The following is a 15,219-nucleotide window of genomic DNA, read 5'->3' on the forward strand; positions in this document are numbered from 1 at the left end:
TCGGTCCCTGAGAATCTACCCGGATACCCGTGTGGCCTTCGGCATTCGCGCTGCCAGGCCCAGCACGCCCGCGGCCACCGAAGCGCCGGCGATCACGTACCAACCGTGCTGGAAGGCGTCGAGGGTCGCCTGCGCGCCGCCGGGCGTACCCAGCACCGCCACCAGAACGGCCACACCAACGGCCATTCCGAGTTGTCGCGCCATGCTCAGCACCGCCGACCCGGTCGCGAACTGCTGCGGCGGCAGCCCCGCGGTCCCCGCCGCCACACTGGTCGGCATGGTCAGGCCGACGCCCAGACCGGTCACCAGCATGCCGCCGAGCAGCCCGGCCGGATAGTCCGGCCGCAGCGTGATCGCCTGCGCCCACCAGACGATTCCGGCAGCGAACGCCACTCCGCCGAGCGCGAGCACCGGCCCGACACCGATCCGGGCGATCAGCCGGCCGGCCGACACCGCCACCAGCGGCACGATCAGCGGCCCGGGCGCGATGCCCAGCCCGGTCTGCAAGGCCGACCACCCCCACACGTTCTGCATCCACAGCACCGCCGATAGCAGCATCCCCGCGAACGCGATATTGAACAGCAGCGAATTGCCGAGCATGAGCGCGAAATTCGGCACGCGCAGCAGTCCCGGATCGACGACGGGACTGTGATGGCGACGCGACGAGACCGCGAACACCACCGCGAACACAGCGGTCGCCGCGAACGCACCGATCACACCGGGCGATCCCCACCCCCAGTCCTCGCCCTTGACGACGGCCAGAATCAGCGACGCCACCGACCCGATCAACATGAGCGCGCCGACCCCGTCCGGCATCGATCCGCCCGTGCCGTTCGGTCGTGGCAACAGCCGCGCCCCCAGCACCAGCGCGATGATCCCCAACGGCACGTTCACCAGAAACACCCAGCGCCAATGCAGTTCGACCAGCAGTCCGCCGATCACCGGCCCCAACGCCGCGCCCAGACCGCCGAACGCCACCCACAGCCGCACCGCCGTCGCCCGTCGCTCGGCCGGTGTCCCGGCCAGCAGCAGGCCCAGTGAGGACGGTGTCAGCAACGCCGCGCCCGCCGCCTGCAGGACCCGGAAGGCCACCAGCGCACCGGTATTCCACGCCACCGCGCACAGCGCCGACCCCAGCACGAACACGCCCAGCCCGGTCAGGAACGCGGTCTTGTTCCCGTTCCGGTCACCCAGCCGCCCGGCGGGAACCAGCAGCGCCGCGAACACGATCGAATACGCGTTGAGCACCCACGACAGTCCCGCGATCCGGGCTCCCGAGAAATCCTCCGCGATCCGCGGCAGCGCCACATTGACGATGAACAGGTCCAGGCTGGACAGCAGCACCGCCACCGCGACGATCCCGAGCACCACCCGCGGATCGACGACCCGACGTTCCTCCTGCGCGACAACGGTGCTCATCGTTCTCCCCCATGCGTCCGGCCGTCGGCCCGAGTGAGTTTTTTCATGAGACGGACCATAGGCGAGTGAGTCTCTTCAAGCAACCAACTATGCTGGAGTCATGCGGCGAACCAGCTTCGAGGACATGAACTGCTCCATCGCCCAGTGCCTGGAGGTGGTGGGTGAATGGTGGACCCTGCTCATCGTCCGTGACGCCCTCTTCGGCATCACCCGCTTCGACGACTTCCGCTCCCGCCTCGGCATCGCCCGCAATGTCCTCACCCAGCGCCTGGAACACCTCGTCGCCCAAGGCATCCTGGACAAGACCCCCTACCAGGACAACCCGGTCCGATACGACTACCTGCTCACCGACAAGGGCCGCTCCCTCTGGACGATCGTGGCCGCCATGCGCCAATGGGGCGACGAATGGGCCGCCCCCGACGGCCCCCCGATCGAATCCGTCCACAAATCCTGCGGCCAAGTCATGACCGTCCAGCCCGTCTGCTCGGAATGCGGCGATCACCTGACCGTCAAGGACCTACGCCCCCAACTGGGCCCAGGCGCTCACGATCCGTCCCTCCTGCCCGGCAGCAACTGACGAACAAAACCATTCGACAGCAGCCAGATCGCGTCGCCGACCGGATGTGCCGGTCACTCTCACCGGCCGGAATGAGCAGCGGCGTAGGAGGTTTCATCCTACTGGGCGACCGGACGCCGCCTACCGGCTCGGCCACCGACGGCCGATTCGGTGATCCGAAAGAACCCGTTGTCCAGGTAGGCGGCTGCTGACTGGCGTCCCGAGTTTCCCGGTCGGTGTCAGTGTGCGGAATCCTCAGCGGGAGTGTCCGTACCGGTCGGCATGGGGGTGGCGGCTACCAGCAGTGCGGCGAGCACAATGGGAGCTGCTGCCTGGTATCCGATCCATACCTCACCGGCCGCGCTGTGGCCCTGCCATGCCAGCAGCAGGCCGGCAAGCGTCGCCAACACCCAGCCACTGTCGTAAGCAACCATGAGCCGCGTATACGTGCGCACCGAACGGCTACGCACGTAACCGATCTCGATCCCACCACCGATCAGCAGCGCCACGCCGCAGACAACCATCAGCCAGGCGTCTACGCCGAGCTGATGACCGAGCGGCTCGGCGCCGATTGTGTAGGCGACAGCGAGCAGCACCTTGACAGAGCCGTCGGCGATGATCCCCACCGTCCGGCGCGTAGCTGTCGTTGTCATGGCCTGGGTCTGAGGCATGGGTCCTCCGGATGCCGGTGTGGGCTACAACTACTTCCGTAATCAGATTACGGTAATAATCTCCCTATGAGGATGACTAGAGCAGTGGCGAAGGAACGCAACCGGCGCGCCCTGCTGGACGCCGCGTTTCAGGTCGTTTCCCGAAATGGATACAGCGCCAGGCTCGATGAGATCGCTGAGCTGGCCGAGGTGACCACCGGTGCCATCTACTCGCTGTTCGGCAGCAAGAACGGCCTGGTGGTCGCCCTGGTCACTGACTACCTGCGACCGCACTACGAAGAGATCGAACAGGCGGTTCCCACGGGACTGGATCTGCTGGAAGCAGTCGATGCCTTTGCCCGGTACTACCGGCGTAGCTGCGATGGCCCCGATGCGCTGGCCGGCCTTTCGCTCCAGATCACCCTGCTGGACATGGCCATACACGACCCGGACTTGCGGACCCAGCTCGCCGCGTCCATCCGGACACAAGAGAACCATCTGATCGAACTGTTCGCCGGAAGGTCGCACAACGGGATCGTCGTGACGGTGCACCAGGCGCAACGCCTGGTCATAGCTCTCAGGGCGCTGTTCGTCGGCCTGAGCCAGGGCGTCATTCTCGGCCTCGCCGACGGCGCCGACGAGCAGTACTTCGCCGACGCCGCCCGTGCCCTGGCATCCGGCGTGGCACCCATCGCTTGAAGCCCGATGACCGCGCCGATACCGGTGGACGGGTGCGGTCGGCTCGATCCGGCATTTGCCCGGGATTCGGGTGTGAGGCGCCCTCGGTGAGGGGTGTCGGGGCCTGCTGGAAGAGATCGGCCCACCTCTCCATGTTTGTCTGGGCCGGACTCGCCGACACGGGCGGTGACCGCGACGGCAATCAGGTCGGCGTGCGCTCGATCAATGCGGTGAGCGCGGCACGCAGGTCGGGGCGGGCCGTATCGGAATACAGTTCGGTGAGCGCGATCTCGGCCACCATGGCGATGACCAGGAGCGCCACCGCGGGCGGGTCCGCCCAGCCCAGCTGTTCGATATCGGGCACGATCGCCGCGGCGACCAGCTGATTGCGGGCGGTCACCTCGTCGAGCAGATCTGCCTCGGTGCGAGACTGGGCGAGAAAGGCTTTGGTGCCCCGGGTGGCCAGGCAGGCGTCGAGGTAGGCGGCGAGGCCGGCGCGCAGTCGCTCGCGGCCGGGCGCGAGGTCGCCGACGGCGGCGAGGACGAGACCGGTCAGCTCGTCGTGATACCGGCGGTGCAGCGCGACCACATAGCTGCGCCGATCCGGAAAGTGATGGTAGAAGGTGCCTTTCGCCATGCCGGCGGCCTGGACCACGGCATTGACCGACAGTCCGGCCAGGCCTGTGCGCGCGGCGACCTCCGCCCCGGCGTCGAGCAGGGCGTTGCGGCCCGGTTCCGCGGGTCGGGGCATGGCCGGAGTCCTTTCTTGCGCTGTGTGTTCCCCTCGAGGGTACACAGCGGCTAACCTATGACCGACCGGTCGGTCATACGCGGCGCGTAGGGGGCATCGCGAGGCCGACCGGCACGAATCCCCGGGAGTACCCATGCGATCGGCCACCTGCTGCCTCACCACCGCCCTCGTGTTCGCCGCCGCGCTCGCCGTACGCCCGGCCGCGGCGCACGAGCCGGATCCTTCCTACAGCTACTTCGGCGGACTGGCGGCCGAGCTCACCGCGCCCGGGCAGGTGCCGCCCGGCGCGAACGACTGGTCCTGCAAACCTGCTGCCGCGCACTCGAATCCGGTGGTGCTGCTGCACGGGCTGTCCAATGACACCGTTACCTGGAACACCTTGTCCGCGGTCCTCACGAACGCCGGCTACTGCGTGTTCACCACGACCTACGGCACCGGCGCGCTCGGCCCGGTCATGGGCGCCATCACGCCGGTCGAGACCAGCGCCCAGCAGATCTCCGACTTCATCGACCGGGTGCGCGCCGAAACCGGCTCGGACAAGGTCGATCTCGTCGGCCACTCGATGGGCGGCGCGGTGCCGTTCTACGCCCTGAACCACCTCGGCGCCATCCCGAAGATCGACCACTACGTGGCGCTGGCCGCGCCGCTGCACGGCTCCACGGTCAGCGGCCTCGCGAACCTGCAGCCGCTGCTCGAATCCACCGCGCCCGGAGCGGAACTGGCCGCACAGTGCGGGCCGTGCCAGCTCTCGCCCGGCTCGAAGGTCGCCATCGACCTGAACGCGGACCCGGCCCTGGCACCGGACATCCGGTTCACCACCGTGGTCTCCCGCTACGACGAGATCGCCACCCCCTGGACCACCGGCCTGCTGGACGGACCCAATGTCGACGACGTGGTGCTGCAGGACCTCTGCCCGACCGACTACACCGAGCACTACGAGCTGCCCGCGGATCCGGTCACCGTGCGCGTGGTCCTCAATGCCCTCGACCCCGCGCACGCCACACCCGTCTCCTGCACGGTCGTCCTGCCCTTCACAGGACCGCTGGGTCGATAGCAATCCAACATTCGAGTGCGGTGGATCGACAATGTCGGTCGCCTGCGGGATCCGGCTGTGTTGGACCGCAAAGAACCGATGTCGCTGCTGCCGGCGACCCGAGACCTGCGCTCGCCTGATCATCGCCCTGGCAGGACCGCCGGCATCCGTGCTGCACCGCGAACCGGGTGACCGTGTCGGATTGGACTCGGTTCCGAATGCGGCTGGGCCGCAGGGACGTTCACTGGCGGGGCGTTGTCACGACGCGACGCGCATTGTCGACTCGCCGACCGGTTTGCTGACAGCTTGCAGTGGTCTGTACGGTGGCGTTCGCCGTCGCGGAATCCGGTGGCACTGTCGAGTGTCCGCGATGGTTTGGGCCTGCTCGACGATCTTCCCCGTCAGCCCTGGCCGACTTGGGGTGCGTGGCGAGGTGACCAGTTCCGATTGAGGAGAGAAGGGTTCCAGTGATGCCGAACAGGACGGTGGCGCACTTGGTATCGGACATTGTGGCCCGGTACGGGTCGTTGGATGCGTTCTGCGCCCGTCTGCGCGGCAGCGTCGAGAATCCAACCGAGGAACTACGCCGGATCACCAGTGAATGCCGGCCGCAGGCGGTCGTGGACCGCCCACGTGCGGGCGGTCCTGCCGAGGTTGCCCCCGATAGCGAGAGGCACCAGAAGATGGTGTGACTCGCCGCGTTCCCCGGTCCGCGACGAATGCAGCCGGCTCGCCGCAGCCGTCGGGCCGGCATACTCCGCTGCGGGGTGAAAACCCGTGCGGGAAACCCGGTTTCGATCTGCGACGGGCTCGAGATCGATGCGAGGTGATTGCTTTTGCGGCGCCGTTCTGGCTGTTGCAGGCCCTAGAGCTTGTCCCCGCGATCGAGGTCAGAGGTCGCCGAGGCCGTAGAGCCCTGGCCGGGGCGCGGCGAAGATTCCGAACGCCTCGTCGCCGAAGAGCACGAACCGCAGCTCCGGACCGACCTCGACGCGGATGGGTGCGGGGCGATTCAGGCAGCGCGGACTGTTGTGACGGGCCGGCCGGTGGCCTTGGCGATGCGGGGTAGTTCGGCGGTGAGCTGGGCGGTGGGGACGGGTGCGCCGTCGAACATGGAGACGGTCAGGTCGCCCTTGTCGAGGTCCCAGGTTCCGGTGATCCGGCCGCCGGTCAGGACGAGTGGGGAGATCCAGCCTGCGGTACGGCTGACCTTGGCACGGTGGTCGCCGGGGAGGAGGGCGGTGTCGCCGGTGCCGGGGCCCAGCACGTACTGGTCGAACTGGCCGAGGAGGTGGACTGCGGAAGTCGGTTTGGTCCTGGCGAGTTCGTCGAGGTGGGCTGTGAGGAAGTAGCCGGGGCGTCCCTCGACGTCGATCTCCGTCAGCTCGTTGCCGAGGTCCGAAAACCAGCGGCGCACAGTCGGTTTGCTCAGGAAGCCGCGAGTCAGCCAGGTATTGAGGATCTCCGGGGTGGCGGGGCCGTAGGCACCGAGGTAGGCGCGGATGATGGTGGGCGCGGCGGCATCCGGGTCGGGGATGCCGGACCAGCCGGGAATGACGTGCGCGGGATTGGTGAAGGTGACCGCTGTGCCGCGGGACGGGCCGTGGCACAGCGCGCCCTGCCAGGCCAGGGGCTTCAGCATCGAACCCCATCCGGAGCGCAGACGGTCCTCCAGCGGCTGGAATCGCCGCTCGGCGATCAGCTCCGCGACCAGTTCGTCGCGAGTCAGCACACGCCCGTCGAGAATGTCCCCGACCGCCTCGACCAGCGCCGCCACATCATCCGGTGTCGCCCCGGAAGCCCTTGTCCACGCGGGCTTCTCCCACGTGCGTGCGGACGCCATGAGCGACAACGCCGCGGCCCCCTGCTCCGGCGTCAGTGCGTGCAGCGTGCCACGCATCGCCCACGTCTTCATCAGCGCGCCCGCCCCCAGCGCTGCCACTATCGCACCGGGCTCACCTACCGAACGCCGCAGCGCCACAGCGGTTTCCGCCGCCGACGTCACCTGCGCCTGCACCCCGCACAGCCGCTCGACCACGGCCACGGCATCGCTGTTCGTCCGCGGATCCACGAACTGCCGCTGGACCCGCCAGCTGAACACCTGATCCCACGAAACCTGCACAACGCCTCCGCCCATTCCACGCGCTGACCGCGCAACCGACGCCAGCCTACGGCCGGTCCCCGACAGTGCTGGCGATTTCCCGTGCCCAGGAAGCCATCCGGCGTGCAGCGCATGGGCACCCGAGGCGCTGTCGGGCGGCGGCGAAGGGGTCGCTTCGTCGAGGCCTCCGGCCGATCGTGCCCGCGATGCGAGGCGCGAACTCAGAGGCGTTCGATGATAGTGGCGTTGGCCAGGCCGCCCGCCTCGCACATGGTCATGAGGCCGTAGTGGCCGCCGGTCTGTTCGAGGTGGTTGAGCATGGTGGTGAGGATGCGGGTGCCCGATGCGCCGAGCGGGTGGCCCAGGGCGATGGCGCCACCGCGCGGGTTGAGCTTGGCCGGGTCGGCGCCGAGTTCGTGTGCCCAGACCAGCGGCACCGGTGCGAACGCCTCGTTCACCTCGTAGACATCGATGTCGTTGATGGACAGTCCCGCTCGCGCCAGCACCTTGCGGGTGGCCGGGATCACGGCGGTGAGCATGAGCAGCGGGTCGTCACCGGTGACCGCGAAGGAGTGGAAGCGGGCCCGCGGCTTCAGGCCGAGCTGTGCGGCCTTCTCCTGGCTCATGATGAGCGCCGCCGACGCGCCGTCGGTGAGGGGCGAGGAGTTGCCGGGGGTGATGGACCATTCGATTTCCGGGAACCGGGCCTTGAATTCGGCGTCCACGAAGGCGGGCTTCAGCCCGGCCAAGCCCTCGACGGTGGTGCTGGGGCGGATGGTCTCGTCGGCGGTGAGCGATCCCGCCGGGACCAGTTCGTTGTCGAAGCCTCCGGATGCCGCGGTGGCGGCGGCCAATTGGTGCGAGCGCGCCGCGAATTCGTCGAGCGCGGTCCGGTCGAACTTCCAGCGCGCGGAGATCACCTCGGCGGAAATGCCCTGCTGCACAAGCCCGTCCGGGTATCGGTACGCGATGGGCCCGCGATTGGCGTCGCGGCCCTGGGCGTTGGAGAACATCGGCACCCGCGACATGGATTCCACGCCGCAGGCGATGGCGATGTCGTAGGCCCCCGCGATGACACCCTGCGCCGCGAAATGGGCGGCCTGCTGTGAGGATCCGCACTGCCGGTCCACCGTCGTGGCGGGCACCGCTTCCGGAAAGCCGGCCGCCAGCACCGCGGTGCGGGAGATATTGAACGCCTGCTCTCCACTCTGCGTGACGCAACCGCCGATCACATCATCGACCAGCGCGGGATCGATCCCGGTGCGCTCGACCAGGCTCTCCAGCACGCCCGACAGCAGTGTCGCCGGATGCACTTCCGACAGGCCGCCACCGGTTTTCCCCTTCCCGGAGGGGGTGCGGACAGCGTCGACGATGACGGCGAAGGTCATGACTTCTCCTTGTTCCCACTAGTCATTCCAGCTGCGAATTCCGGTTAACATACGCACTGTACCGCACCGGCAGCATGGCGTCACCGGCGCGAATTTTCACCGCCGGGCGACCTGCCGCAGATTGCTAGCCTGTTGCTGTGACTGCGACCGGCAAGCAACCCCAGAAGCCCTTCTGGGATCTCGAGATGCGGCTGTCCGCGGTGCTGTCAACGCTGGCGGGATTCATCGGCGCGGCCGCGTACACCCACTCGGAGGGCTATTTCGTCACCTTCATGACCGGCAATACGGAACGCACGATTCTCGGCAACTTCGCCGGCGACCCGACCCTGGCCGGCGGCGCGGCCGCGATCATCCTCTGCTTCCTGGCCGGCGTCTTCATCGCCTCGATCTGCCGCCGGTACTGGTGGACCAACCATCCGCACGGCGCGACCATGCTCACCACCGGCGCGCTGCTGCTCGCGGCCATCGTGGACGCAGTGTTCGGCGAGCGTGCCATCGGCCTGATCCCGATCCTGTTCGTCGCCTTCGGCATGGGCGCGCTCAACACCTCCTTCGTCAAGAACGGCGAGGTCTCGATTCCGGTCAGCTACGTCACCGGCACCTTGGTCAAACTCGCGCAGGGCATCGAGCGGCACATCTTCGGTGACGGCGCTGCCCGTGACTGGCTCGGCTATGCGACGCAATATGTTTCGTTCAGCGCTGGCGCGCTCATCGGTGGCCTGGTGTCGCTGGTGGTGAACGGTTCCTCGATGCTCAATGCCGCGGTCGTCGGTTCGCTGCTGGTCGCCGGATACACCTGGCGGGCCGATATTCGCTGGGTGCGGCGCATCGCGCGCCGGAGCGCCGACGACGATTGAGTCATGTCACAGCCGCGCAACACTTGGCTAATTAATCGCAAATGACCCGAACTGGTCATATTCTGCTGAACATGACAACCAGCAAAGAGGGAGTTTACGAAGGGCCGGTCCATGCACTGGCCCGCAGCGCGTGGCAGTCGATCCTGGTCACCGGCATTCTCTCGGTGGTGCTGGGCATCCTGGTGCTGGTGTGGCCCGGACCCACCCTGGTCGTCGCCGGTGTCCTGTTCGGCATCTACCTGCTCGTGTCCGGTGTCTTCCAGCTGATCGCGGCCTTCGGAGTACACATCAGCACCTGGATGCGGGTGCTGTCCTTCATTACCGCCATCCTGTCGTTCATTCTGGGCTTCTTCTGCTTCCGCAACGAGTTCCAGGCCATCGGCCTGCTGGCGCTGTGGATCGGCATCACCTGGATCTTCCGCGGCACCGCGGTGCTGGTGGCCGCGATGTCCGATGCCGCCGTCCCGGGCCGGGGCTGGCAGATCCTGTTCGGCATCCTGCTCATCGTCGGTGGTGGTCTGCTGATCGTGGAGCCGTTCCGCTCGATCACGGCCCTGGTCGTGGTGGTCGGCTGCTGGCTGATCGCCATCGGCGTCTTCGAGGTGGTCTCGGCCTTCATGGTCAAGAGCCGTGCCAAGGATGTCCCCGCCGCCGTCTGACCGCTTCGATCCGCGTAACTCACGGCGGTCGCCCTCCCGGGCGGCCGCCGTTTTCTCGTGCCGCACAAACCGGATCAGCGCAGCCGCTTGGGCCGCTTGTCCATCAGCCGCAGGATCAGCGGTGTGAAGATGAGCTGCATCGCCAGGTCCATCTTCCCGCCCGGCACCACGATGCTGTTGGGCCGCGACATGAACGAATCGTGCAGCATGGACAGCAGATACGGGAAGTCGATGACCTTCGGATCGGCGAAGCGGATCACCACGAAACTCTCGTCCGCGGTCGGAATGGTCCGGGCGGTGAAGGGATTCGAGGTGTCCACCGTGGGCACCCGCTGGAAGTTCACGTAGGTCCGGGAGAACTGCGGGCAGATGTGCTTCACGTAGTCGGGCATGCGCCGCAGAATGGTGTCGATGATGGCCTCGCTGGAGTAGCCGCGTTCGGTCTTGTCGCGGTGCACCTTCTGAATCCACTCCAGATTGATGATGGGAACCACGCCCACCAGCAGATCGGCATAGCGGGCCACGTCGACGCCGTCGCCGACCGCCGCCCCGTGCAGGCCCTCGTAGAACAGCAGATCGCTGCCCGGCGAGAGCTCCTCCCACGGCGTGAACGTGCCCGCCGGCTGCCCGAAGGGTTTGGCTTCGTCGTCATCGTGCAGGTAGCGGCGCACCGCGCCCACACCGGTCTCCCCGTACTCGCGGAACAGCGACTCCAGTTCGATGAGCAGGTTCGCCTCCGGCCCGAAATGCGAGAAGGTCAGGTTGCGATGCTGTTCGGCCTCTGCCATGGCCAGCTTCATCTCGTTGCGGTCGTAGCGATGGAACGAATCCCCTTCCACGATCGCCGCGCTGATTCCCTCGCGGCGGAATATCTCCTGGAAGGTTCGCGTGACGCTGGTCGTCCCCGCACCGGACGACCCGGTGATCGCGACCACGGGATGTTTGACCGACATGGCACCTCCTCGATTGCCGGACAACAGCTTTCACAACCGGCGTTTCAGTGCCGGGACGCGCGGAACAGGGAGCGGGAACCGAAGAGCGAGGCGTCGAAACTGGGCCCCTCCTCCGGTTCGCGGTGATAGCGCTCGATCCGTTCGACCTCGTTGCGGGAGCCGAAGATGAACGGGATCCGCTGGTGCAGCTCCTCGGGCCGCACATCCAGCACCCGTTCGTGCCCGGTGCTGGCCGCACCCCCGGCCTGTTCAACGATGAAGGCGATCGGATTGGCCCCGTACAGCAGCGAAACCCGGCCCGGGCGTTCGGGATTGCGGGTATCGCGCGGATACATGTAGAGCCCGCCGCGGGTCAGGATGTGAAAGGTGTCGGCCACCAGCGAGGCGACCCAGCGCATATTGAAATCCCGTCCGCGCGGGCCGTCCACGCCTTCGAGGCATTCGTGGACATAGCGGCGGACGGGGCGCTCCCAGAACCGCTCATTGGCGGCATTGATCGCGAAACCGGAAGTGTCGTCGGGGATTCGCATACGTGGATGGGTGAGCACGAACGCGCCCACCTCGCGGTCCAGCGTGAACCCGTCCACCCCGTTGCCGGTGGTGAGCACCAGCATGGTCGCGGGCCCGTACAGCGTGAAGCCGGCGCACACCTGCTGGACGCCCGGCTGGAGGAAGTCGGTGCCGGCCGCCTCGCGCCCGTCCTCCGGAGCGCGCAGCACGCTGAAGATCGTTCCCACCGGCAGATTCACGTCGATATTGCTGGATCCGTCGAGCGGATCGAAGGCCAGCAGATACTTCCCGCGCCGGTACTCTGTCGGCACCTGATGGCATTCGCGCATCTGCTCGGACACCAGCGCCGCCAGCGGTCCGGTCCACTGGCTCTCGGCCACCATGATGTCGTTGGCGATCGCGTCCATCTTCCGGTGCACGGTGACCGGCAGATTCTCGGCATCGGACGCGCCCAGGGAGCCGACGATCGCTCCCCGGGTCACTTGATTCCCGATGATCTTGGTTGCGGTGGCGAGCACGTTGAGCAGCGCCGAGAACTCGCCGGACGATCCGGGATGCCGGTGCTCCTGCTCGATGGTGTAGCGGGTGAGGGTCTTCAATCCTTCGGGCACAATCGCTCTCAATTCGTCATGGAGGGGCCCCCTCGTCGGCGAGGGCGTCCGCGAACACACTGCTGCCGAGGACATCGCTGTCCGTCAGGGTGATCAGATCCGTGCGACCGACCGGCCGGTGCAGTTCGACCAGGCGTTTGGCCTGCCGCAGCCGGCAGCGCTCGAGGGCATTGCGCACGCTGCGGGCATTGGCGAAGCGGGGGCGGGCCATGCGCAGCTTCAGATAGCGCGAGAAGGCCTGTGCGGCTTCCGGATCGAAGCGGAAGTTCTCCTGGCGCACCATGAGTTCGGCGATGGCCATGAGCTCGTCGTGGGTGTAGTCGGGGAACTCGATGTGGTGGGCCACCCGGGAGGACAGGCCGGGATTGGCGGAGAAGAAGGTCTCCATGCGGTCCGGATAGCCGGCGAAGATGACCACCAGGCTGGTGCGCTCGTTCTCCATCTCCTGCAGCAGGATCTCGATCACCTCCTGCCCGTAGTCGCGCTCGTTCTCAGGACGGAACAGGTAGTAGGCCTCGTCGATGAACAGCACTCCCCCGGCGGCCTTTGCCAGGGCCTCCTTGGTCTTGGGCGCGGTATGACCGATGAACTGGCCGACCAGATCATCGCGGGTGACGGTGTGCACCTTGGGTTTCCGGATGTACCCGAGGGCGTACAGCATCTCGGCCATACGCAGAGCGACGGTGGTCTTCCCGGTGCCAGGCCCGCCGGTGAAGCTCATGTGCATGGTCGGGCGGGTAGCCTGGAGCCCGAAACGCTGACGGGCGCGATCGATCAGCAGCAATGCCGCGATCTCCCGCACACGGCGTTTGACGTTCGCCAGACCCACCAGTTCCGCGTCGAGGCGGGCGAGAGTGTCCTCGACGTCCTTGCCCGCCACATCCGTCGACAGATCCAGCAGGGCGTCGTCGGCCAGGATCTCCGGTGGGCCGGAAGCGGGGCGGTGCAGGTGGTCGGCCGCCGAATCCTCCGGTCGGGGAGGACCATCGGCGGCCGTACCTCGCACCGGTGCGGGGCTCGTGACCCCGGGCCGATGCATCTGGAACCCGCCCGCCGGGCGGCCGGCTGCAGGCTGCCGGCCGCCCGGTACCGCGGGGCGTTCCGCGCTCACGATATCCTCCCGTTCCGAAAGCTGTTCAGCCGCCATACCTTTGGCCCGGACGGTCGTCGAGTGCGTAGGCGTGGAAGCCGTAGTGCTGACGGCGATCGTCGGACTCGGTCCGGTCGAGGCGGAAACCGGGCTCGTGGGCCGGGCGCTGCACCAGGAAACTCAGCGCCGTGGTCTGCCGGCCGTAGGAGGCGTCGTAGGCGTTCACGCGAATGTAGTGGCGCGGGAACGTCGCCCGGCAGGCGTTGATCTCGGCGAGTACCCCGTCGGGCTCGTCCAGGTCGAACAGCGGCAGGCCCCACATCTCCCAGTAGTTGTTGCGCGGGTGCGGATCGTCGGTGTACTCGATGGACACCGGCCAGTTGTTGAGCAGGGCGTAGCGGACCTGGGCGGCGATCTCGGTGTCGTCGAGGTCCGGCAGATGCGAGAAGGTGCCTTGGCGCAGATGCATGGGTCTTCCTCGACTTTCAGCGGGAGGCCGTCGGGACGGCGTCGGGGGCGTCGGTGGAGGTGTAGTCGAAGGTGACATCACCCCAGGTGGCGAGCGCGACATCGAGCGGGCGGCAGATCTCGGCGGCGCGGCGCAGCACGTCCGGGCCCTCCTTGAGCAGATCGCGACCCTCGTTGCGCGCCTTGACCACGGCTTCGAGGGCGACCCGGTTGGCTTCCGCGCCCGCGGCGATACCCATCGGATGGCCGATGGTGCCGCCGCCGAACTGGAGGATGGCGTCGTCGCCGAACAGGTCCAGCAGCTGGTGCATCTGGCCGGCGTGGATGCCGCCGGACGCGACCGGCATGACGCCGGGCAGGCTGGCCCAGTCCTGGTCGAAGAAGATGCCGTTGACCGGGTTCATCGGAATGTGGTTGTCGCGCAACGTGTCATAGAAGCCCTTGACCGTGTGCGGATCACCTTCCAGCTTGCCGATAACCGTGCCCGCGTGCAGGTGATCCACGCCGATCAGCCGACACCACTTGGCCAGGACCCGGAAGCTGACGCCGTGGGTCTTCTGCCGGGTGAAGGTGGAGTGCCCGGCCCGATGCAGGTGCAGCAGCATGCCATTGCGCCGCGCCCACTTCGACATGGACTGCATGGCGGTGTAGCCGACCGTCAGGTCCATCATGATGATGCAGCTGCCGAGCGATTTCGCGAATTCCGCGCGCTCGTACATGTCCTCCATCGTGGCGGCCGTGACATTGAGATAATGCCCTTTCATTTCTCCGGTTTCGGCGATGGCGCGGTTGACGCCCTCCATCGCGAACAGGTAGCGGTCGCGCCAGCGCATGAACGGCTGCGAGTTGATGTTCTCGTCGTCCTTGGTGAAATCGAGTCCGCCCCGGCAGGCCTCGTACACCACGCGGCCGTAGTTGCGGGCCGACAGACCGAGTTTCGGTTTCACCGTGGCGCCCAGCAGCGGGCGGCCGTATTTGTTCAGATACTCCCGTTCCATAACGATTCCATGCGGCGGACCCTGAAAGGTCTTGACATACGCCACGGGAATACGCATGTCCTCCAGTCGCAATGCCTGCAGCGGTTTGAAACCGAATACATTGCCGATGACCGAGGAGGTGAGGTTCGTGATGGAACCCTCCTCGAAGAGATCGAGATCGTAGGCGACATAGGCGAAGTACTCGCCCTTGCGGCCCGGCACCTCGTCGACGCGATAGCACTTGCCCTGGTAGCGCTCGTGCGCGGTGAGCCGATCGGTCCAGACCACCGTCCAGGTGGCCGTGGATGATTCACCCGCCACCGCCGCGGACGCTTCCACCGGATCGACGCCCTGCTGGGGCGTCACCCGGAAGACCGCCAGGACATCGGTGTCCTTAGGCTGATAGTCGGGAGCGTAGTATCCCATCGACGCGTACGACTGCACACCCGGATCCCACCGGCTGCGCTGATCATCGACAGATCCGGCCATCATTCCTCCTGCGAACCGGGTTGGGCGAC

The 15,219-nt window shown here is 67.1% G+C and carries 15 protein-coding genes; 5 read left to right on the forward strand and 10 right to left on the reverse strand.

What is annotated here, in order from left to right; genetic code table 11:
* Nucleotides 1-15: 15 nt before the first annotated feature.
* Nucleotides 16-1,419, reverse strand: coding sequence for an MFS transporter (locus tag AB0L60_RS11010; protein ID WP_364610712.1), 1,404 nt, complete (start codon nt 1,417-1,419; stop codon nt 16-18).
* A 100-nt stretch (nt 1,420-1,519) separates the two neighbouring features.
* Between AB0L60_RS11010 and AB0L60_RS11015 the strand changes: the two genes are divergently transcribed.
* Nucleotides 1,520-1,996: a helix-turn-helix domain-containing protein gene (locus AB0L60_RS11015; RefSeq protein ID WP_364610715.1), complete on the forward strand. Its 477-nt coding sequence runs from the start codon at nt 1,520-1,522 to the stop codon at nt 1,994-1,996.
* Between the two features lie 218 nt (nt 1,997-2,214).
* Here the strand turns inward: AB0L60_RS11015 and AB0L60_RS11020 are convergent, their stop codons facing one another.
* Nucleotides 2,215-2,601, reverse strand: a complete 387-nt coding sequence (locus AB0L60_RS11020; RefSeq protein ID WP_364610718.1) for a hypothetical protein — start codon at nt 2,599-2,601, stop codon at nt 2,215-2,217.
* A gap of 129 nt (nt 2,602-2,730) precedes the next feature.
* Here AB0L60_RS11020 and AB0L60_RS11025 point away from each other — a divergent pair, with 129 nt between their 5' ends.
* A complete protein-coding gene (locus AB0L60_RS11025; protein ID WP_364610721.1) occupies nt 2,731-3,324 on the forward strand; it encodes a TetR/AcrR family transcriptional regulator in 594 nt (197 codons plus the stop codon).
* Between the two features lie 181 nt (nt 3,325-3,505).
* Here AB0L60_RS11025 and AB0L60_RS11030 read toward each other — a convergent pair whose 3' ends face one another.
* Complete coding sequence (locus tag AB0L60_RS11030) at nt 3,506-4,054, reverse strand: TetR/AcrR family transcriptional regulator (RefSeq protein ID WP_364610724.1); 549 nt, start codon at nt 4,052-4,054, stop codon at nt 3,506-3,508.
* A 133-nt stretch (nt 4,055-4,187) separates the two neighbouring features.
* Here AB0L60_RS11030 and AB0L60_RS11035 point away from each other — a divergent pair, with 133 nt between their 5' ends.
* Nucleotides 4,188-5,108, forward strand: coding sequence for an alpha/beta fold hydrolase (locus AB0L60_RS11035; RefSeq protein ID WP_364610727.1), 921 nt, complete (start codon nt 4,188-4,190; stop codon nt 5,106-5,108).
* 991 nt (nt 5,109-6,099) lie between these two features.
* Here AB0L60_RS11035 and AB0L60_RS11040 read toward each other — a convergent pair.
* On the reverse strand, nt 6,100-7,209 hold the full coding sequence (locus AB0L60_RS11040; protein WP_364610730.1) for a winged helix DNA-binding domain-containing protein: 1,110 nt from the start codon (nt 7,207-7,209) through the stop codon (nt 6,100-6,102).
* 200 nt (nt 7,210-7,409) lie between these two features.
* Complete coding sequence (locus tag AB0L60_RS11045; protein WP_364610733.1) at nt 7,410-8,576, reverse strand: thiolase family protein; 1,167 nt, start codon at nt 8,574-8,576, stop codon at nt 7,410-7,412.
* 185 nt (nt 8,577-8,761) lie between these two features.
* Here AB0L60_RS11045 and AB0L60_RS11050 point away from each other — a divergent pair, with 185 nt between their 5' ends.
* Both AB0L60_RS11050 and AB0L60_RS11055 read left to right on the forward strand, forming a co-directional pair.
* Nucleotides 8,762-9,433 carry a YoaK family protein gene (locus AB0L60_RS11050; RefSeq protein WP_364610891.1) on the forward strand — a complete coding sequence of 224 codons (672 nt, stop codon included), beginning with the start codon at nt 8,762-8,764 and terminating at the stop codon, nt 9,431-9,433.
* A gap of 71 nt (nt 9,434-9,504) precedes the next feature.
* Complete coding sequence (locus tag AB0L60_RS11055; protein WP_364610736.1) at nt 9,505-10,092, forward strand: HdeD family acid-resistance protein; 588 nt, start codon at nt 9,505-9,507, stop codon at nt 10,090-10,092.
* A gap of 74 nt (nt 10,093-10,166) precedes the next feature.
* Here AB0L60_RS11055 and AB0L60_RS11060 read toward each other — a convergent pair whose 3' ends face one another.
* From AB0L60_RS11060 to AB0L60_RS11080, 5 genes are read right to left on the reverse strand one after another with little or no spacing between them, the layout of a single operon-like run.
* The gene (locus AB0L60_RS11060) at nt 10,167-11,045 is read right to left on the reverse strand and encodes a phosphoribulokinase (protein WP_364610739.1); all 879 of its coding nucleotides are present in this window, start codon (nt 11,043-11,045) and stop codon (nt 10,167-10,169) included.
* A gap of 44 nt (nt 11,046-11,089) precedes the next feature.
* The gene (locus AB0L60_RS11065; RefSeq protein ID WP_354832763.1) at nt 11,090-12,166 is read right to left on the reverse strand and encodes a class 1 fructose-bisphosphatase; all 1,077 of its coding nucleotides are present in this window, start codon (nt 12,164-12,166) and stop codon (nt 11,090-11,092) included.
* Between the two features lie 16 nt (nt 12,167-12,182).
* The gene (locus AB0L60_RS11070; RefSeq protein ID WP_364610741.1) at nt 12,183-13,277 is read right to left on the reverse strand and encodes an AAA family ATPase; all 1,095 of its coding nucleotides are present in this window, start codon (nt 13,275-13,277) and stop codon (nt 12,183-12,185) included.
* Nucleotides 13,278-13,302: 25 nt separating this feature from the next.
* Nucleotides 13,303-13,725 (reverse strand): ribulose bisphosphate carboxylase small subunit, encoded by a 423-nt coding sequence (locus AB0L60_RS11075; protein ID WP_364610743.1) that lies wholly within the window; start codon nt 13,723-13,725, stop codon nt 13,303-13,305.
* Nucleotides 13,726-13,741: 16 nt separating this feature from the next.
* A complete protein-coding gene (locus AB0L60_RS11080) occupies nt 13,742-15,190 on the reverse strand; it encodes a form I ribulose bisphosphate carboxylase large subunit (protein WP_364610746.1) in 1,449 nt (482 codons plus the stop codon).
* Nucleotides 15,191-15,219 lie beyond the last annotated feature (29 nt).

This window comes from Nocardia sp. NPDC051981 (assembly GCF_040680715.1).
In the GTDB taxonomy this organism is placed as follows: Bacteria; Actinomycetota; Actinomycetes; order Mycobacteriales; family Mycobacteriaceae; genus Nocardia.